The 18,268-nt window shown below is 62.1% G+C and carries 19 protein-coding genes; 16 read left to right on the top strand and 3 right to left on the bottom strand.

The features are described from left to right. Positions 1–4: 4 nt before the first annotated feature. Positions 5–1,378 (top strand): nucleotide 5'-monophosphate nucleosidase PpnN, encoded by a 1,374-nt coding sequence (gene ppnN, locus J3P84_RS16620; RefSeq protein WP_305495382.1) that lies wholly within the window; start codon positions 5–7, stop codon positions 1,376–1,378. A gap of 134 nt (positions 1,379–1,512) precedes the next feature. Here the strand turns inward: ppnN and J3P84_RS16625 are convergent, their stop codons facing one another. Further along, positions 1,513–2,178, bottom strand: coding sequence for an HAD family hydrolase (locus J3P84_RS16625; RefSeq protein WP_434624500.1), 666 nt, complete (start codon positions 2,176–2,178; stop codon positions 1,513–1,515). 168 nt (positions 2,179–2,346) lie between these two features. Continuing rightward, entirely contained in the window at positions 2,347–3,693 is a 1,347-nt protein-coding gene (locus J3P84_RS16630) for an MATE family efflux transporter (protein ID WP_434568917.1), read from the bottom strand. A gap of 709 nt (positions 3,694–4,402) precedes the next feature. Between J3P84_RS16630 and J3P84_RS16635 the strand changes: the two genes are divergently transcribed. The 10 genes from J3P84_RS16635 (at position 4,403) to J3P84_RS16680 (ending at position 13,819) form a co-directional block, all read left to right on the top strand. Next, entirely contained in the window at positions 4,403–5,314 is a 912-nt protein-coding gene (locus J3P84_RS16635; protein WP_434631387.1) for a methyl-accepting chemotaxis protein, read from the top strand. An 11-nt stretch (positions 5,315–5,325) separates the two neighbouring features. After that, entirely contained in the window at positions 5,326–5,694 is a 369-nt protein-coding gene (locus J3P84_RS16640; RefSeq protein ID WP_042730627.1) for a response regulator, read from the top strand. Positions 5,695–5,709: 15 nt separating this feature from the next. After that, entirely contained in the window at positions 5,710–5,994 is a 285-nt protein-coding gene (locus J3P84_RS16645; RefSeq protein WP_305495393.1) for an STAS domain-containing protein, read from the top strand. Positions 5,995–6,033: 39 nt separating this feature from the next. Continuing rightward, a complete protein-coding gene (locus J3P84_RS16650) occupies positions 6,034–8,139 on the top strand; it encodes a chemotaxis protein CheA (RefSeq protein WP_434624503.1) in 2,106 nt (701 codons plus the stop codon). A 32-nt stretch (positions 8,140–8,171) separates the two neighbouring features. Further along, the gene (locus J3P84_RS16655; RefSeq protein ID WP_434624505.1) at positions 8,172–9,830 is read left to right on the top strand and encodes a methyl-accepting chemotaxis protein; all 1,659 of its coding nucleotides are present in this window, start codon (positions 8,172–8,174) and stop codon (positions 9,828–9,830) included. A 39-nt stretch (positions 9,831–9,869) separates the two neighbouring features. Beyond that, complete coding sequence (locus J3P84_RS16660; RefSeq protein ID WP_434624507.1) at positions 9,870–10,406, top strand: chemotaxis protein CheW; 537 nt, start codon at positions 9,870–9,872, stop codon at positions 10,404–10,406. Then, positions 10,403–11,239, top strand: a complete 837-nt coding sequence (locus tag J3P84_RS16665; RefSeq protein ID WP_434624509.1) for a CheR family methyltransferase — start codon at positions 10,403–10,405, stop codon at positions 11,237–11,239. The genes J3P84_RS16660 and J3P84_RS16665 overlap by 4 nt, the downstream gene beginning before the upstream one ends. Then, the gene (gene cheD, locus J3P84_RS16670) at positions 11,236–11,733 is read left to right on the top strand and encodes a chemoreceptor glutamine deamidase CheD (RefSeq protein WP_434624511.1); all 498 of its coding nucleotides are present in this window, start codon (positions 11,236–11,238) and stop codon (positions 11,731–11,733) included. The genes J3P84_RS16665 and cheD overlap by 4 nt, the downstream gene beginning before the upstream one ends. A gap of 2 nt (positions 11,734–11,735) precedes the next feature. Then, the gene (locus tag J3P84_RS16675; RefSeq protein WP_434624513.1) at positions 11,736–12,815 is read left to right on the top strand and encodes a protein-glutamate methylesterase/protein-glutamine glutaminase; all 1,080 of its coding nucleotides are present in this window, start codon (positions 11,736–11,738) and stop codon (positions 12,813–12,815) included. A gap of 464 nt (positions 12,816–13,279) precedes the next feature. After that, on the top strand, positions 13,280–13,819 hold the full coding sequence (locus J3P84_RS16680; protein ID WP_434624515.1) for a hypothetical protein: 540 nt from the start codon (positions 13,280–13,282) through the stop codon (positions 13,817–13,819). A gap of 113 nt (positions 13,820–13,932) precedes the next feature. Here J3P84_RS16680 and J3P84_RS16685 read toward each other — a convergent pair whose 3' ends face one another. Beyond that, a complete protein-coding gene (locus tag J3P84_RS16685) occupies positions 13,933–14,655 on the bottom strand; it encodes a DUF2268 domain-containing putative Zn-dependent protease (protein WP_434624517.1) in 723 nt (240 codons plus the stop codon). Positions 14,656–14,733: 78 nt separating this feature from the next. Here J3P84_RS16685 and J3P84_RS16690 point away from each other — a divergent pair, with 78 nt between their 5' ends. The 5 genes from J3P84_RS16690 (at position 14,734) to J3P84_RS16710 (ending at position 18,123) form a co-directional block, all read left to right on the top strand. Next, positions 14,734–15,357, top strand: a complete 624-nt coding sequence (locus tag J3P84_RS16690; protein ID WP_434624519.1) for a DUF1349 domain-containing protein — start codon at positions 14,734–14,736, stop codon at positions 15,355–15,357. Between the two features lie 230 nt (positions 15,358–15,587). Continuing rightward, complete coding sequence (locus tag J3P84_RS16695) at positions 15,588–16,052, top strand: HvfA family oxazolone/thioamide-modified RiPP metallophore (protein WP_434624521.1); 465 nt, start codon at positions 15,588–15,590, stop codon at positions 16,050–16,052. Between the two features lie 66 nt (positions 16,053–16,118). Further along, entirely contained in the window at positions 16,119–16,970 is an 852-nt protein-coding gene (locus tag J3P84_RS16700) for an HvfB family MNIO-type RiPP peptide maturase (RefSeq protein WP_434624523.1), read from the top strand. Continuing rightward, positions 16,963–17,703 carry an HvfC family RiPP maturation protein gene (locus J3P84_RS16705; RefSeq protein ID WP_434624525.1) on the top strand — a complete coding sequence of 247 codons (741 nt, stop codon included), beginning with the start codon at positions 16,963–16,965 and terminating at the stop codon, positions 17,701–17,703. Before J3P84_RS16700 ends, J3P84_RS16705 begins: the two co-directional genes overlap by 8 nt. Before the next feature lie 147 nt (positions 17,704–17,850). After that, a complete protein-coding gene (locus J3P84_RS16710) occupies positions 17,851–18,123 on the top strand; it encodes a hypothetical protein (RefSeq protein WP_434624528.1) in 273 nt (90 codons plus the stop codon). The last annotated feature ends 145 nt before the right edge of the window (positions 18,124–18,268 follow it).

Here is an 18,268-nt window from a genome sequence, read left to right on the forward strand (position 1 = left end):
CTGAATGACTCAAAGACATGTAATCAACGCCTCGGTAAGCCCCAAGGGCAGCCTGGAGACCTTGTCCCAGCGCGAAGTCCAGCAACTGAGCGAAGCCGGTTCCGGCAGCATCTACGATCTTTTCCGCCAGTGCGCCCTGGCTATCCTCAACACCGGCGCCCATGTCGACAATGCCAAGACCATCCTCGAAGCCTACAAGGATTTCGAGATCCGCATTCACCAGCAGGACCGGGGCGTGCGCCTGGAGCTGCTGAACGCGCCGGCCGATGCGTTCGTCGACGGCGAGATGATCGCCAGCACCCGGGAAATGCTCTTCAGCGCCCTGCGCGACATCGTCTACACCGAGAACGAACTGGACAGCCAGCGCATCGACCTGAGCTCATCCCAGGGCATCAGTGACTACGTTTTCCACCTGCTGCGCAACGCCCGCACCCTGCGCCCCGGCGTGGAACCGAAAATCGTCGTGTGCTGGGGCGGTCATTCGATCAACACCGAAGAATACAAATACACCAAGAAAGTCGGCCATGAACTCGGCCTGCGCAGCCTGGACATCTGCACCGGCTGCGGCCCCGGCGTGATGAAAGGCCCGATGAAAGGCGCGACCATTGCCCACGCCAAGCAGCGTATCCATGGCGGGCGTTACCTGGGCCTGACGGAGCCGGGCATCATCGCCGCCGAGGCGCCGAACCCGATCGTCAACGAGCTGGTAATCCTGCCGGACATCGAGAAGCGCCTGGAAGCCTTCGTGCGCGTCGGCCACGGCATCATCATCTTCCCGGGCGGCGCCGGTACGGCGGAAGAGTTCCTCTACCTGCTGGGGATCCTCATGCACCCGGCCAACCAGGACCTGCCCTTCCCGGTCGTGCTCACCGGACCGAAAAGCGCCGCGCCGTACCTGGACCAGTTGCACGCGTTTGTCGGCGCGACCCTGGGCGAAGCCGCGCAGAAGCACTACCAGATCATCATCGACGATCCGGCTGAAGTGGCGCGGCAGATGACCCAAGGCCTGAAAGAAGTGAAGCAGTTCCGCCGCGAGCGCAACGACGCGTTCCACTTCAACTGGCTGCTGAAGATCGACGAAGGTTTCCAGCGCCCGTTCGACCCGACCCACGCCAACATGGCCAGCCTCGGCCTGAGCCGCGACCTGCCGCCCCACGAACTGGCCGCCAACCTGCGCCGGGCGTTCTCCGGAATCGTCGCCGGTAACGTCAAGGACAAGGGCATCCGCCTGATCGAGGAACACGGCCCGTACGAGATCCACGGCGACTCCGCCATCATGGAACCGCTTGATCGCCTGCTGCAGGCCTTCGTCGCCCAGCACCGGATGAAACTGCCGGGCGGCGCGGCGTATGTGCCGTGCTATCGCGTGGTGACCTGACCTGATCGAATCACCGCAGATCCAATGTGGGAGCGAGCTTGCTCGCGATGGCGGTGGTCCATCCAGCATCAGTGCTGGTTGAACGAACGCTATCGTCGGATCGCCGCCCGGAGCAAGCTCGCTCCCACAGGAGTTTAGCGGTGGTTTGGAAGGTGCATTAATCCGCCCTCCACCGTGGCGCTCAGCCCACGGTAATCCTCAATCTGCGAGTGCAACGTCACCACCGGATGCGTGTGCGTGGCCGTCACCACCACCACGTCCGCGCCCGCCGCCTCGCCGGCCTTGATACCGGCTTCGGCATCCTCGAACACCAGGCATTCCTGCGGTTTCACTTGCAAGCGCTGCGCCGCGAGTAGATAGCAATCGGGGTTTGGCTTGCCGGCGTTCACGTCTTCGGCAGTCACCATCACCGCCGGACGCACAATCCCGGCTGCTTCCATGCGGCGCAAAGCCAAGGCCATGGGCGCCGAGGTGACGATTGCCCATTGCGTCGGCGGCAGGCTTTTGAGAAACGCCAGCGCACCGGGCACCTCGACCACGCCCTCCACGTCCTCGATTTCTTCGACGGTGAGCTGCGCGGCCTCGGCCTGGGCATCCACGCCCGGCAGGTTCTGGCGGGCGACGGTGTCGACAGCGCGCACGCCATGGATGGTCGGCAGGAATGTCGCCACGTCCAGGCCATGACGCATGGCCCAGCGCGTCCAGATCCGCTCGGTGGCGGCGACAGAATTGAGCAGCGTGCCGTCCATGTCGAAGAGGAAGGCGCGGTAGGCGATGGGGGTGGGGAGACTGACAGGCATCGGATCCTCAATGATGAAGGGTGGATGACGGCCACTGTAACATCGTCGTGCCCCGAACCTGTGGGAGCGAGCTTGCTCGCGATGGCGGTGGATCAGCCTGCATCGATGCTGAATGTGCCGACGCTATCGCGAGCAAGCTCGCTCCCACAGGGGCTAAGTGGCGGGCGATTACACCAACCGCTCGATCCGCTGATGCTGCCAGACCCGTTTGTAGTACACCGCCTGCAAAATCAGCATGCTCAGGTAAGCCACCGGAAACGCCATCCACACCCCTTGCAGGCCGAAGTGCGCGTCCAGCAGGTAGGCCGCCGGCACTTGCACGCCGATGATGCAGAAGATCGAGATCGCCACCGGCACCAGCACCGTGCCGCTGGCGCGCATGATGCCGCCGATGATGGCCTGGAAGCCGAACACCAGCAGGCTCCAGAGCATGATGTGCAACAGGTGCTCGGCCTGGACCCGCGCCGCCGGGTCGGTGATGAACAGCCCCAGCAGCCAGTGGGACAACAGATACCCCAGCAGCACCAGGCCACCGGTCAGCCAGACGTTGATCAACAGCCCCGTGCGCAGGATCGGCCCGAGGCGTTCCAGGTGTCCGGCGCCAATGGCCTGGGCGCCGAGGATCGAGGCGGTAATGGCGATCGACAGCGCCGGAAACTGCACGTAATTGACGATCTGCGTCACCGCGCCGTAGGCGGCCGTGGCCTGGGAGCCGTGGTGATTGACCAACGCCAGGACGACCAGCTCCGACAACGAAATCACCACCATCTGCAACCCTGTCGGCAAGCCGATGCGCAGCACCTTGGCGAGAATATCCCGGTCCAGGCGCATCGCGGCGAACAGCGCGCGGTCCGGCGCCAAGGCATGCGCCCGCCGGTTGAGGCGCCACGCCAGCATGGCCATGGCCGATGCGGTGCCCACCAATCCCGCCCACGCCGCGCTCTGGATACCCATCTGTGGCAATCCCAGCCAGCCACGGATCAGCACCGGCGTCAGCAGCATCCCGACGCTGGTGGATACCAGCAACGCCAGCAGCGGCGAGACGGTATCACTCACACCGCGCAGCAGCTGGGTGAAGAGCACGAACACCAGTAGCATCGGCAGGATCCACATCATCACCCGCGCGTAAGAAATGGCATCTTCGAGCACATCGTCGGGCGTGCCGAGCCCTTGCAGGGCCTCGCGAGCAAAGACGCTGCCCAACACCGCGGCCACCAACCCGATGATCGCCCCCAACAGCAACGTCGAGCCGGCGATCGCCTTCACCGTTCCGGTCTCGCCGGCGCCATAGGCCTGCCCGATCAAGACGCCCGCCCCCGCGCCCAGACCAATCACCAGGGCGATGAAGAAAAACACGATGGGAAACATCCCCGACACCGCCGCCAAAGCCTGGGTACCGAGCATCTGGCCGATGTAGATGCTGTTGAGCGTACCGGACATCGACTGGAGGAAATTGGACAGGACCATGGGGGCCAGGAACAGCAGGTAGGTTTTCCAGAGCGGCTGGGCAGGCATGGGGGCTCGATGGCAGGTTCGAAATCAATGCCGGGTAATTTAGCTCAATCCTTCCATTGTGTTTCAGCGAATCAACTGGCGGTCACTATTGTGGCGAGGGGATTTATCCCCGCTGGGCTGCAAAGCAGCCCCAAGATTTCAAGGGCGTGCGGGTCGGTTAGGTCCAGGCGGCCCATTTTTTTGGCCGCTTCGCGCCCCAGCGGGGATAAATCCCCTCGCCACGTTTGTACGGCTCCAGATCGTCAGGCCTCCTCGACAATTCACCGAATTCGTCTATTCTTAGATAGCAATGTGCCATTATTTTTATCGAAACCGGACGACTGGTCCTCAAGACCGCGTCGGCTTTGCAGATAACCAGTCATTAGCAAATATCCTGTCAGCAACACTGTTCAAGGACCGAACCATGACGTCGTATTCCCACGACCACTCCCCCGCCAAAACCCAACCACGCATTCTCTGGCACGCCTTGATCGTGGCCATCGCCGCAAGCGTTGGCGTGCTGGCACTTAACGGTGCGAGCACACAGAGCATCGGTTTGAGCATCGTGCTGGTGGTTCTTGGCGTGGCCGTCGGCATCTGGGGCGCGCGTTCACAACGTCTTCAACTCGACGAGGCGACGGCCGCGGCCATCACCCGCCACGAGTTGCAAGCCGCCGGTCATGTTTCCCATAAAGCCAGCGCGCAGCTCAACGAAGTGATCCTCGGCGCGATGCCGATCTGGGCCAAGCAAGTCGAAAGCTCACGCCAGCAGACTGAAACCGCAATCGTCTCGCTGACCAGCCGCTTCACCGGTATCTCTTCGCGCCTCGAAGAGACCGTGCAAGCCTCGCAACAGGCCGCCGGCGAGTTGGCCGGCAGCGGCGGTGGCGGTGCCGTCCAGGTACTGGCGCAGAGCGAAGGCGAACTGGTCAAGGTCATCGACTCGCTGAAAACCACCCAGGCCAGCCGTGATGAAACCCTGACCCAAGTCCGCAACCTGACCGCCTACACCGGCGAACTGCGGACCATGGCCGCCGATGTCGCGGCGATTGCCGCCCAGACCAACCTGCTGGCCCTGAACGCCGCCATCGAGGCCGCCCGGGCGGGCGAAGCCGGGCGCGGTTTTGCGGTGGTGGCCGATGCGGTGCGCGCACTGTCGAGCAAATCCAGCGAGACCGGCCAACAGATGTCGGCCAAGGTCGACGTCATCAATACCGCCATCACCCAACTGGTCCAGGCCGCCTCCAGCGGCGCCGACCAGGACAGCCAGTCCGTGGCCGTGTCCGAAGGCAGCATTCAGCGCGTGCTGGAACGCTTCAAAAGCGTCACCGAGCGTCTCGCCGATTCGGCCGACATGCTGCAACGGGAAAGCTTCGGCATTCGCGACGAGCTCACCGAAGTGCTGGTCAATCTCCAATTCCAGGATCGGGTCAGCCAGATCCTCAGCCACGTGCGCGACAACATGGAGGACCTGCATGTGCACATACAGCAGGCCAACCAGTCGCCCGATCAGGCTATCTCCATCGACGCCCGCCAATGGCTGGCGCGCATGGAAACCACCTACGCCACCGACGAGCAACGCCGCAATCATCATGGCGACTCGGCCGCGCAAAAGACTTCACAGGAAATAACCTTCTTTTAGGAGAGCCGTTCATGGCTAAAAGTGTATTGGTTGTCGACGACTCCGCGAGCGTTCGGCAGGTAGTCGGCATCGCGTTGAAAAGTGCCGGCTACGACGTGATCGAAGCCAGCGATGGCAAGGACGCACTGGGCAAGCTCACCGGGCAGAAAGTGCACCTGATCATCAGCGACGTGAACATGCCGAACATGGACGGCATCACCTTCGTCAAGGAGGTCAAGAAGCTCGCCAGCTACAAGTTCACGCCGATCATCATGCTCACCACCGAATCCCAGGAATCGAAGAAGCAGGAAGGCCAGGCCGCAGGCGCCAAGGCCTGGGTGGTCAAGCCGTTCCAACCGGCGCAGATGCTGGCGGCGGTATCCAAGCTGATTCTTCCTTGATGGCCGGAGGCTTCGATGCCGCTGCTGTACGAAACAGAAGATGACACCGCGCAGGTGCAGATCGACGGCGAGCTGACGATCTACACCGCCGCCGACCTGGCCGCACAATTGCTGCCACGGCTGGGGGCCACGCCGAACATGGCACTGGACCTGTCGCAGATCACCGAGATGGACGGCGCCGGCCTGCAACTGCTGCTGATGATTCAGCGCGAGGCACCCAAGGCCGGGACCCAACTGACGGTGACCGGCCAGAGCAAAGCCGTTACGGAGACACTCGCCCTGTGCAACCTCGTTGCCTAGAGGCCCCGCGACACGTCGGACACGACAAAGGATATGAGCGTGAGCATCAATCTCGATCAGGCACAACAAACGTTTATCGTCGAGGCACGAGAGCAGTTGCAGGCGATGGAAGAATCGCTGCTGCAACTGGAAAACGACCCCGCCGACGATGACGCCATCGGCGCAATTTTCCGCGCGGCCCACACCATCAAGGGTTCGGCCGGGCTGTTCGGCCTGGAGCCGATCGTCAGCTTCACCCACATCGTCGAAGACGTGCTCGACCGCTTGCGTGAAGGCAGCGTCGCGGTGGACCCGGGCCTGATCGCGGTGCTGCTCAAGTCCGGCGATCACATGCTGGAACTGATCGACGTGGTCGCCAACCAGGGCTCGACGTTGCAGCCCCCTGCCCTGGCTCGGGAAATGGAATTGTGCCAGATCCTCCAGGAATACCAGGCGCCCCCGACCGCGCCCGAAACCACTACTGCAGAGGCAACCGAAACGAGCGAGTCAACCGACGCGCGCCTCTGGCACATCACCCTGCGCTTTGGCCAGGAAGTGTTCCGCAATGGCATGGACCCGCTGTCGTTCCTGCGCTATCTGCAGACCCTCGGTGAGATCGTCGAGATCACCACGCTGACTGAGGCGATGCCGGCTATCGAAGCCTGGGATGCCGAATCCTGCTACTTGGGTTTTGATATCGGGTTTCGCTCCTCAGCCGGTCATGCCGCGATCAACGAAGTCTTCGATTTTGTTCGCGAAGATTGCGTCATCGACATCGTTGCCGTGCCAGAGGCGGAGGCAGAGCCCCAGGCGAGCACCGATTTGGTCACCACCGCCCAGACAGCCAGCGAAGAAAGCACCGCCATGGTCACCACCGGCGAGCTGCTGCCAGACCAGCGCAAGACCCCGCGCATGCCGGCCCAGGTCGCGCCCGACAAACAGGCCGTGACCAGCGACGGCAAGAGCAGGGACGGCACGTACGTCCGGGTCAATGCCGACAAACTCGACGAGCTGATCAACCTGGTCGGCGAACTGGTGATCGCCAGTGCCGGCGCCAGCCTGCTGGCCCGCACGTGCCAGAACGACCCGTTGCAGGAGGCCACCTCATCGGTGTCCGGGCTGGTGGAAGAGATTCTCGACGGCGCCCTGCGCCTGCGGATGATCCCGATCGGCGAAACCTTCAACCGTTTTCGCCGGGTGGTGCGCGACGTCAGCCAGGAACTGGGCAAGGACATCGACCTGATCATCAGCGGCGCGGAAACCGAGCTGGACAAGACCGTCGTGGAAAAGATCGGCGACCCGCTCATGCACCTGCTGCGCAACGCCATGGACCACGGCATCGAAACCGCCGAGGCGCGGATGGCCGCCGGCAAACCGGCCAAGGGTCACCTGCACCTCAACGCCTACCACGACTCGGGCAGCATCGTGCTGGAAATCGCCGATGACGGCGCTGGCCTGAACCGCGACCGCATCCTGGAAAAAGCCCACGAGCGCGGCCTGATCGCCGCCGGCGCGAACCTGAGCGACCAGGAAATCTACAACCTGATCTTCGAACCCGGCTTCTCCACCGCCCAGGCCGTCACCAACCTGTCCGGGCGCGGTGTGGGCATGGACGTGGTCAAGCGCAACATCACCCTGCTGCGCGGCACCGTCGACCTCGACAGCCAACCGGGCAAGGGCACCGTGGTGCGCATCCGCCTGCCGCTGACGCTGGCGATCATCAATGGCTTCCTCGTCGGCATCGGCCAGTCCACCTATGTGATTCCGCTGGACATGGTCCAGGAATGCATCGAACTGAGCGAAGACGATGGCGTCGCCAGTCGCGAACAAGGCTACCTCGACCTGCGCGGCGAAGTGCTGCCGCTGGTGTACCTGCGCGATCATTTCCATCACGAAGGCCCGGCCTCGCGCCGGCAGAACGTGGTGGTGGTGCGCTACGCCGAACTCAAGGCCGGGCTGGTGGTGGATGACCTGCTGGGTGAATTCCAGACCGTGATCAAACCCTTGGGCAAGCTGTTCGGCGCACTGCGCGGCATCAGCGGCTCGACCATTCTGGGCAGCGGTGCGGTGGCGTTGATTCTCGACGTACCTGCCCTGCTCACCCAGATCGCACAAACAGAAAACCGCTACAACCCGACCCCATTACAACAAGCCAACGCTCGCTGACGCTTCAACACTCCATGGAGAGGTATTCCCCAATGAAATGGTTCTACGACCTTAGAATCGCCACCAAACTGATCACCTCGTTCCTCGTGGTGTTGGCGCTGACCGCCGTCATGGGCGTGTTTTCGATCCACCAGCTGGGCCAGGTGAACGGCACCACCACCGAGATCCGCGAGAACTGGATGCCGTCCATGCGCGCCGCCTCGGGCATGCGCTTCTACGCAGCGAGCTTTCGCCTCAAGGAAAACCGTCATATTTCCGCCGACTCCGAGCAAGAACGCGTAACGCTGGAGCAGGAAGCCGACGAAGCGAAAAAGGCCTTCGAAACCCGTCTCGGCACCTATGAAAAACTGCTCTCCACCGCCGAAGACCGTCAACTGTTCGAAACCACCCGCAACGACTGGGCCGCTTACCTGGTGGTCAGCAAGGATCTGTTCGCGCTGTCCCGGCAGAACCAGACCGAGCAAGCCATGGCGCTGCTCAAGAGCGAGTCCAAACGCCAGTTCGACCTGGTGACAAGCGACCTGCAAAAACTCGTGGAACTGAACGACGTCGGTGCCGGCGCCGCCAGCGAACACGGCACCCAGCTGTATGAGAATGCACGCCTGTCGATCATCGCCGTGCTGGCTGCCGCCCTGCTGGTGGGCCTGGGTCTGGCGCTGTTCATTTCGCGAATTATTTCCCGTCCGCTGAAGCAGGCCGCCGCCGTCGCCGAACAACTGGCCGAAGGTAACCTGAACGCGAAAATCGAAGCCGGCTCCAAGGACGAAACCGGCATGGTGCTCAATGCCATGCAGAATATGGTTGGCAAGCTCTCGCACATCATCGGTGAAGTGCGCAACGCGGCGGACAATCTCGCCAGCGCTTCCGAAGAAGTCAGCGCCACCGCGCAATCGATGAGCCAGGCCACCAGCGAACAGGCGGCCAGCGTCGAGGAAACCAGCGCCTCCATCGAGCAGATGAGCGCCAGCATCAACCAGAACACCGAGAACGCCAAGGTTACCGACGGCATGGCCAGCAAGGCCGCCAAGGAAGCCACCGACGGCGGCGAGTCGGTGCAGCAGACCGTGGTGGCGATGAAAAAAATCGCCCAGCGCATCAGCATCATCGACGACATCGCCTACCAGACCAACCTGCTGGCGCTCAACGCCGCCATCGAAGCGGCCCGCGCCGGCGAACACGGCAAAGGCTTCGCGGTGGTCGCCGCCGAAGTGCGCAAGCTGGCTGAGCGCAGCCAGGTTGCTGCCCAGGAAATCGGCGAGCTGTCGTCCAGCAGCGTCGACATGGCGGAGAAGGCCGGGAACCTGCTCAACGAAATGGTCCCGTCCATCAACAAGACTTCGGACCTGGTGCAGGAAATCAGCGCCGCGTCCGAAGAACAGGCCGCCGGCGTGGCGCAGATCAACACCGCCATGACCCAGCTCAACCAGGTGACCCAGCAGAACGCCTCCAGCAGCGAAGAACTGGCCGCCACCGCTGAAGAGATGAGCAGCCAGGCAGAACAGCTGCAACAGGCCATGAGCTTCTTCACCCTGGACACGCCCGCCAAGTCCGCCATGCAGAGCGCCAGGGTCGATTACACCCCAGGTCCGTCCAGCCGCAAACCGGCACGGACACCGGCACCGGTGATGCCCAAGGCGTTTGCCTACAACATGGCCAGCGCGCCGGACGAATCGGAATTCACCCGGTTCTGATGGCCCGGTCCCACAGGCTTGCTTAAAGGAGAAAAGGCAATGGGCGCCATCGCGACCACACGTCAAACCGCCAGCGCGGTCGAGGAAGAAGCGCAGTACCTGACGTTCATGCTCGGCACGGAGATGTTCGCCATCGGCATCCTGTGCATCAAGGAAATCATCGAGTACGGCAACCTCACCGTCGTGCCAATGATGCCGGCCTTCGTGCGCGGGGTGATCAACCTGCGCGGCGCGGTCGTGCCGGTGGTGGACCTGTCGGCTCGTTTCGGCCGACCGAATTCCGCCATCAGCCGGCGCAGCTGCGTGGTCATCATCGAGGCCGCCAGCGCCGACGGGCAGGCCCAGGATATTGGCCTGCTGGTGGACACGGTGTCGGCGGTGCTGGAGATCCCGGCCTCGCAGATCGAGCCGCCGCCGAGTTTCGGCGCGAAGATCCGCGCCGACTTCATCAGCGGCATGGCCAAGGTCGATGGCAAGTTTGTCATCGTGCTGGAGGTCGACCGGGTGCTGTCCATCGACGAGATGTCCGAACTCGCCCAGGCCAGCCCCGCCGCGTTGGAAGCGCCAGTCTCATGAGCACAGACACTTGCAAGGAACGCACAGTGAATTCAATGGCCCTCAGCGACCGGGAGTTCAGCCAGTTCCAAAACTGGCTGTACCAGGCCGCCGGCATCAACCTGTCGCCAGCCAAGAAAGCCCTGGTGGCCGGGCGGCTGTTCAAACGCCTCAAGCACTATGAGCTGGACAGTTATGGCGAATATTTCAAGCTGATCATGAGCGGCCAGCGCAGCGACGAATTGCAGGTGGCGCTGGACCTGCTCACGACCAACGAAACCTATTTTTTTCGCGAGCCCAAGCACTTCGACTTTCTTCGCGACCATGTGCTGCCCCACGCGACGCCGGGCAAGACCTTCCGCCTGTGGAGCGCGGCCAGTTCCTCCGGCGAGGAGCCCTATAGCCTCGCCATGACCCTGGCCGAAAGCCTGGGCACCACGCCATGGGAAGTCATCGGTTCGGACATCAGCACCCAGGTGCTGGCCAAGGCCCGTTCCGGGCATTACCCGATGGAGCGCGCGCGCAACCTGCCCCATCCGTTGCTGGTGAAATATTGCCTCAAGGGCACCGGCAGCCAGCAAGGCACTATGCTCATCGATCGGGCACTGCGCAACCGCGTCAACTTCATCCAGGTCAACCTCAACGACACCCTGCCGGAGCTGGGGGAGTTCGATGTGATTTTCCTGCGCAACGTGATGATCTATTTCGACCAACCCACCAAAAGCAAAGTGGTCGCCCGGCTGATCCCCCGGCTCAAATCCGGCGGTTATTTCATCGTCAGCCATTCGGAGAGCCTCAATGGTGTGTCCGATGCGCTGAAGTTGGTCGCCCCTTCGATTTATCGCAAGCCATGAGCGCCGCGATGAAGCAGGTAGCGGAGGTCTACCTCGGGCCGGGAGAGTTTCGCTTTGCGACCTGCCCGACCCGGCTGCGGACGATCCTCGGCTCGTGCGTGGCGATCACGCTCTGGCATCCGCAGCGCAAGATCGGCGGCATGTGCCATTTCATGTTGCCCAGCCGGGTGCGGTGCTCCACCGCGTTGAACGGGATGTACGCCGATGAAGCCATCGAGCTGTTCGTCCGTCAGGCCCGGGCCCATCACACCGAGCCCGAGGAATACCAGCTCAAGCTGTTCGGCGGCGGCGAGATGTTCCCCGAATTGCAACGCCATGTGGCATTCGGCGATGTGGCGCGGTCGAACGTCAACGCGGCGCTGGAGATGGCCGCGCTCTATCGCCTGGACCTGATCGCCCAGGACATGGGCAGCACCGGCCACCGCAGCATCATTTTCGACCTTTGCACGGGCGACGTCTGGGTCAGGCACCAACCGATAAGGACCCTGCACTAACCATGTCAGGCAAAAAAATAAACGTATTGCTGGTGGATGATTCCGCCGTGGTCCGCCAGGTATTGCTGGCGATCCTGAGTGACACGCCGGACATCAACGTCATCGGTGCGGCTTCCGACCCGATCTTTGCCATGGACAAACTGGCGAAGGAATGGCCCGACGTGATCGTGATGGACGTGGAAATGCCGCGCATGGACGGCATCACTTTCCTGAAAAAGATCATGAGCGAACGGCCTACCCCGGTGGTGATCTGCTCGTCGCTGACGCCCAAGGGCGCGGAAACCACCTTGCAAGCGATGGCAGCCGGGGCGGTGGAAATCATCACCAAGCCCACCAGCGGCTTGAAGAACTTCCTTTTGGAATCGGCCCCGGAACTGGTGTCCGCCATCCGCGCCGCCGCCCAGGTCAACGTCCGCAACCTGGGCAAGCGCCCGGCTCCGGCGGCGCCGCTGACGCCGGCGACCAAACTCACCGCCGACGCCATGCTGCCCGCCGCCAACGGCCATGCCATGGCCCAGACCACCGAACGCATCGTGGCCATGGGCACCTCCACCGGCGGCACGCAGGCGCTGGAATCGGTGCTCACCGCCCTGCCGCGGGTATGTCCGGGCATCGTCATCGTCCAGCACATGCCGGAAAAATTCACCGCATCCTTCGCCGCGCGGCTCAACAGCCTCTGCCAGATCGAAGTGCGCGAAGCGAAAAACAACGACCGCATCCACCCGGGCCTGGCCCTCATCGCCCCCGGCGGCAAACACATGATGGTGACCCGCAGCGGCGCGTTCTATCACGTGCAGGTAGTGGACGGCCCGCTGGTCAATCGCCACCGCCCGTCGGTGGATGTGCTGTTCCGCTCGGTGGCGAAGTTCGCCGGCCGCAATGCCACGGGCATCATCATGACCGGCATGGGCGACGACGGCGCCCGCGGCCTCAAGGAAATGCTCGACGCCGGCAGCGCCACCGTGGCCCAGGACGAGGCCAGCTGCGTGGTGTTCGGCATGCCCAAGGAAGCCATCAAACTCAACGCCGCGCAGCGGGTGATGCCGTTGCAGGAGATTGCGCAGGTGATATTGCATCGCTGAACAAAGCACCTGTTGTTGAGTGAGAGCTGTTGTGGCGAGGGAGCTTGCTCCCGCTGGGCTGCGCAGCGGCCCCAAATACTCGGAGGCGCCGTTGCAGATCGAGTTGCCAGGGTTCAGGGCCGCTGCGCGCCCCAGCGGGAGCAAGCTCCCTCGCCACAAGAAAAGCTGTTTAAACAGGCGAGATCGTCGCCAGCGCACCAATCAGCAACGTCAACGCCAGAAAGCCACCCAGAAAAATCGCCATCTTCGCCATGAGCATTCTCCCAATAGAGTCATTGCGGCACGACCGAATTGTGGAGCGGTAACTGATACCGTTACAGACGCACCTGCAACCAAAAAATGCGGATCAGCGCATAAAGCCAGAAACCCGCCAAGCCAGAACTGCAGAAGTACGCCATGATCCCGGCTATCATCCGCACGCCCATTCAACGGGCGTGCTGCAAGCCACCCTAAAGGATTCAGGTATGCCCCTTCTGCCGTCACGTGCCACCCTCCTCGTCTCAGGTCTTCTGATCAGCTCTCTGTGCCTGGCCGAGGGCGAGCCGGCGGAAAGCGTCATCAAGGACTCGACCAAATCCGCGGTCTCGTCGTTCATCACCGCAGGCAAGAACCTGTTGGGCGGTGTGAGCGAAGGCGTGCTCGACGGGCGCGAGTCGGTCCAGGGCACCGATGGCGCCGCGATCATCTCCTCCGGCGAGCAAATGAAAGACCGCATCACCATCGAAGTGCTGAAGCTTGAGCCCAGCGAAGAAAACGTCACCATCACCCTCGGCTTCAAGAACAGCACCGACACCCAACTGCGCCTGATCAACCTCGGACAAACCGGCACCCTGCTGGCCATCGACCAGGCCGGCTACGCCAACCGCCTCACCGGTCTGGACAACCCCGACGAAGTCACCGTCCCACCGAAGATCGCCGTACGACAGAAATTCGTTTTCGAAGGCATGAACGAGGCGGTCAGCGCCGTGCGGGTCTGGGGGGCGGATTATTCGGTCAAGAAGTAATCACGAAACCGTGGCGAGGGAGCTTGCTCCCGCTGGGCTGCGCAGCGGCCCCACCCCACCAGCGGCTCGGTAAGAGCTTCAACCGATCGTGGAGAAACCGTTCATGCGGTCGTTCAAGAAGTCGCCGTTATCAGACCTCGCTCAAGCGCTGCAGCGATGATGTCGGTTGCAGGTACGTTGACCCAAGTAAAAATGTCTACCTCCTGCCTGGACGCAAGCCAACACCCCACCATCTCGTAGCCCAGCGAGTACCCCAGCCATTTGGGCTTGTCCCCACTACCAAAAAACCATTCGCTGTGATCGTAATAACTCGATTCAAGTGCTTGCAGCCCAACCGGCGAATTCAACAGCTCAGTTGAGCCAACTTCCCGCTCCCAACTCTCTGGATCGGTGTTGAGCAGATATCGGACGAACTGTCCGGCAAGTCCTTCGCTCACCAAAGCCTCGCCCAACGTCCAGCCATAGCCCGGCCCTGCCATGCGCAGACAATGATGGACCTCATGGATAATCTGACGATGTAGCGCGCCAGCGCGCAGGCTGGGAATGAAGTTGGGATTATCTGGATCAAGCGTCATGCTGAACATCGAGCTTCGATACGCTCGCCCTACCAGGCCCAATTCCGGAATGGTTTCGCCCGGCAACCGCTGGACCAGGACATCAAGTCGGGGCGGGACCATCCGAAAAGCCAAGGCCTCATAAGCGGTTTCGAACTCACCAACCAGCTCCTTGCGAAACTCAGCCAGACTCCCCGAGGCTTCTAGCCAGTGCAACGTCCATGCGTCCATCAACTCTCCTTTTTCATTGGGTTTGTGCTTTCTTTTCGTCCGATCAGTCATATCGTTGATTATCCTGAGGATCAATAGGTCCCCGGGGTCCCCCAGCTTTCTACAGCGAAGCTTACAGAAGGATTCGTAATGACCACGCCTGATCAAAACATCAAGAACGATACACACCCCCTCAGCCTGCTAAACGGCTCATGGCTGAACGAACCGAAAATCCACTCCGCGCCCACAACAGACTCCCTGCACCTGGAAACCGACAACGCTACCGACTTCTGGCGAGAAACCCACTACGGCTTCACCCACGACAGCGGCCATTTCCTCGGCGTCGAAGCCCCACCCAGCTTCACCTGCCAACTACGCATCCAAGGCACCTTCGAAGCCCTGTACGACCAGGCCGGCCTGATGGTCCGCATCAACGAACGCCAATGGGTCAAGGCCGGGATCGAACTGAGCGACGGCCAGGCCATGCTCGGCAGCGTACTCACCGACGGACAATCCGACTGGGCGACCAGCCCGTACACCGCCGATCCCAACGACTTCTGGATGCGCGCCACGGTCGCCAACGGCGTACTGCGCTTGCAGGTTTCCGCCGATGGACTTCGTTGGCCGCTGGTGCGCTTATGCCCGTTTCCCATCGCACCGACCTACCGCGTCGGCCCGATGGCGTGCAGCCCCAAGCGCGGCGGCTTGAAAGTCGCTTTTTCCGACTGGACGCTCGGGCCTGCGCTGGGCAAGGACTTGCATGATCTGACCTGAGCGCGGCCCCCTGCAGCGCTCTGTATCCGCGACACACAGCAATACAAACACACCGCCGCACGACACATCCCAGATACACGACAAGCGCCAAATGGCCCCGTCCGAACAGGCCAGTCGCGCCTTGCTTCGACCCGACGTGCCCAGCACCGGGCAAGCAACGTGACGCCGCCACGGCACACGCCCCGCGCAACGTTGCCAGGGGCCACACAGCTCTTATCTGGAGAAATCTCATGACCCGTACAAAAAACTCGAACACTGCTCGCCTCGCCCTTGCCGCACTTGCCCTGTCCGGCGGCTTGAGCCTCGCCCAGTCGGCTTTCGCGGTCGACGCCCTGCCCCAGGGTTATCAACTGGCCTCGGCGGAAAAAACCTCCGAAGGCAAGTGCGGCGAAGGCAAATGCGGCGCCGCCGAATCGGGCAAAAAAGTCACCCAGGCCGAAGGCAAATGCGGTGAAGGCAAATGTGGCGACGCGTCCTTCGCCCGCACTGATACCGACAAAGATGATCGCGTGTCGCTGAAGGAATTCCTCAGCGTGGCGCCGACCGAACAAGCCGAGTTCGAAAAGATGGACAGCAACCACGACGGCTACCTGTCCGAAGCGGAAACCTACAAATATCGCACCGGCCAATACACCGCCAATGGCAAGAAAGTGCCCACCGAGCTGTTCACCCGCATGAGCCAAGCCAAGGAATAAAGCCCTTTGCCCGCGCCCTCCCGGCGGTTCACACCGGGAGGGTCTGGCCATCCCTGGAGAATTGCGATGAGCACCTTCACTTCACCCAACGGCGCCGGGCTCGGCCTGCGTCGCGCCATGCTTGGCGACTTGCTGAAAATGGCCCCGAACGCGGTGGATTTCCTCGAATGCGCGCCGGACAACTGGATCGGCGTCGGCGGTGTCTACGCCGAACAACTCGATCAACTGGCCGCAAGACACCCCATCACCTGCCACGGCTTGTCCCTGTCCCTCGGCGGCCCACAACCTCTCGACCTCGACCTGCTGCGGGGCACACGCCGCTTTCTCGATCGCTACGGCGTGGCGATCTACAGCGAGCACCTGAGCTACTGCTCCGCCAGCGGCCACCTCTACGACCTCTTGCCGATCCCCTTCACCGAAGAAGCCGTGCACCACGTTGCCGCGCGCATACGCCAGACCCAGGACCTACTGGGCCAGCGCATCGCCGTGGAAAACATCTCCTACTACGCCGCGCCCTTCCAGGCCATGAGCGAAATCGACTTCATCACCGCAGTCCTCGAAGAAGCCGACTGCGACCTGCTGCTGGACGTCAACAACCTCTACGTCAACGCCATCAACCACCGCTACGACGCTCAGAAATTTCTCGCCGCCCTGCCCGCGCAACGCGTCAGCTACCTGCACGTGGCCGGCCATTACGACGAAGCCGACGACCTGAAAATCGACACCCACGGCGCGCCCGTCAAGCAAGACGTCTGGACGCTTCTGTACCAGACCTACCAACGATTCGGACCGGTGCCGACATTGCTGGAACGCGACTTCAACTTCCCGCCGTTGACAGAACTGCTCGCCGAGGTAGGGCAGATCAAACAGCTGCAACAACTCGCCTGCCCAGCAACCCCGGAGGCCCGCCATGCCTGAACAACTGCTCGACCAACTCAACTGCATGGCCAACTACGTCCGCCACCCCCACCACCCGCCCCCACCCGGGCTGGAAGCACGACGCCTGGCCATCTACCGCCAACTGTTCATCGGCAACATCGAATCACTGCTCGCCGCCAGCTTCCCAGTCATCCACCAAACCCTGCCGCGCGCCGACTGGCAACGACTGGCCCACGACTTCTACGCCAACTACCGCTGCCAGACGCCACTGTTCACACAGCTGGCCGGCGAATTTGTCGCCTACCTGGAGCAACACGAGGATCTGCACGACCTCCCGCCATGGCTGCCCGAACTCGCCCAGCACGAATGGAGCGAAAGCGCCCTGCTGCTGAGCGATGCGGTGGAGCCGTCACACAATCCCCACGGCGATCTGATGGAAGGCACGCCCGTGGTTTCCGGACTCGCGCAGGCACATGCCTATGAATGGCCGGTGTGCGACATCGGGCCGGATCATCAACCCACCGAAAAGCCTGCGACCCCAACGTTGGTATTGTTGCAGCGGCGCGAAGGGCAAGTGACGTTTTCGCGGCTGGCGCCGATGGCTTACGCATTGTTGGCGTCGCTGATGGAACATCGGCGCAGTGGGCGGGAGCATCTGGTTGCGTTGGCTGAGATGGCAGGAGTGTCGGTGCGGGAGTTGATGCCCATGGGGGTGGCGGCGCTTGAAGGGTTCAAGGCGCGGGGGATTGTGTTGGGGACGCGTTGGGGGTGAGTTGTGATAATTCCTACGCGACTCTCGGAAATGGTCACCTGTTCCTGACGGGTACTTGAACTTATAGTCGGTTGCGTCGCCTTGAAGAGCGATCAGGTATGGCGACCTGCGATCGGATCAGCCCATTAATCTGATCGGAGCAATCCCATGGAAAGATACGTCCCCATCACCGGCATCGACTGCACCCCGGCTTCGCTGCTGATTGATAGCCAGGCACCGCTTGATGTTCTGCATGCTACGGCTGATTACCGTATTCGGGTCGTGACACAGGTTTTGGAAAATATTGCGTTTCGTGCCGAGATTGGTAGCGATACGGTAGTGCTTTCGGATTTCGCGCAGTTGCTGGCGATTCCGCTTAGGGATGGGTGTGATTTGTTGGAGGTGATCGGGCGGCGGCTTCAGGAGGGGGTTGAGGGGTGAAAGAGAACGGGCGCTGGAAGCGCCCGTTTTTCTGCCTCAGATGAACGAATGGGGTACTAGAAAGTTTTGCGTTTGGCGCCGCGGCGCATTTTGGAGAGTACTGAACGGCAGCAATCGGCCAGAAGCAGCCACTCGCAACGGGCAG

It is taken from the genome of Pseudomonas sp. Z1-29, from assembly GCF_051131995.1.
GTDB lineage: Bacteria > Pseudomonadota > Gammaproteobacteria > Pseudomonadales > Pseudomonadaceae > Aquipseudomonas.

Bases quoted from the DNA above. Each gene is read 5' to 3' on its own strand.
- J3P84_RS16680 (WP_434624515.1), top strand. From the start codon at position 13,280: ATGCCCCTTCTGCCGTCACGTGCCACCCTCCTCGTCTCAGGTCTTCTG.
- J3P84_RS16710 (WP_434624528.1), top strand. From the start codon at position 17,851: ATGGAAAGATACGTCCCCATCACCGGCATCGACTGCACCCCGGCTTCG.
- J3P84_RS16635 (WP_434631387.1), top strand. From the start codon at position 4,403: ATGCCGATCTGGGCCAAGCAAGTCGAAAGCTCACGCCAGCAGACTGAA.
- J3P84_RS16630 (WP_434568917.1), bottom strand. From the start codon at position 3,693: ATGCCTGCCCAGCCGCTCTGGAAAACCTACCTGCTGTTCCTGGCCCCC.
- J3P84_RS16700 (WP_434624523.1), top strand. From the start codon at position 16,119: ATGAGCACCTTCACTTCACCCAACGGCGCCGGGCTCGGCCTGCGTCGC.
- J3P84_RS16675 (WP_434624513.1), top strand. From the start codon at position 11,736: ATGTCAGGCAAAAAAATAAACGTATTGCTGGTGGATGATTCCGCCGTG.
- J3P84_RS16665 (WP_434624509.1), top strand. From the start codon at position 10,403: ATGAGCACAGACACTTGCAAGGAACGCACAGTGAATTCAATGGCCCTC.
- J3P84_RS16640 (WP_042730627.1), top strand. From the start codon at position 5,326: ATGGCTAAAAGTGTATTGGTTGTCGACGACTCCGCGAGCGTTCGGCAG.
- cheD (WP_434624511.1), top strand. From the start codon at position 11,236: ATGAGCGCCGCGATGAAGCAGGTAGCGGAGGTCTACCTCGGGCCGGGA.
- J3P84_RS16660 (WP_434624507.1), top strand. From the start codon at position 9,870: ATGGGCGCCATCGCGACCACACGTCAAACCGCCAGCGCGGTCGAGGAA.
- J3P84_RS16645 (WP_305495393.1), top strand. From the start codon at position 5,710: ATGCCGCTGCTGTACGAAACAGAAGATGACACCGCGCAGGTGCAGATC.
- J3P84_RS16695 (WP_434624521.1), top strand. From the start codon at position 15,588: ATGACCCGTACAAAAAACTCGAACACTGCTCGCCTCGCCCTTGCCGCA.
- J3P84_RS16625 (WP_434624500.1), bottom strand. From the start codon at position 2,178: ATGCCTGTCAGTCTCCCCACCCCCATCGCCTACCGCGCCTTCCTCTTC.
- J3P84_RS16685 (WP_434624517.1), bottom strand. From the start codon at position 14,655: ATGACTGATCGGACGAAAAGAAAGCACAAACCCAATGAAAAAGGAGAG.
- ppnN (WP_305495382.1), top strand. From the start codon at position 5: ATGACTCAAAGACATGTAATCAACGCCTCGGTAAGCCCCAAGGGCAGC.
- J3P84_RS16655 (WP_434624505.1), top strand. From the start codon at position 8,172: ATGAAATGGTTCTACGACCTTAGAATCGCCACCAAACTGATCACCTCG.
- J3P84_RS16690 (WP_434624519.1), top strand. From the start codon at position 14,734: ATGACCACGCCTGATCAAAACATCAAGAACGATACACACCCCCTCAGC.
- J3P84_RS16705 (WP_434624525.1), top strand. From the start codon at position 16,963: ATGCCTGAACAACTGCTCGACCAACTCAACTGCATGGCCAACTACGTC.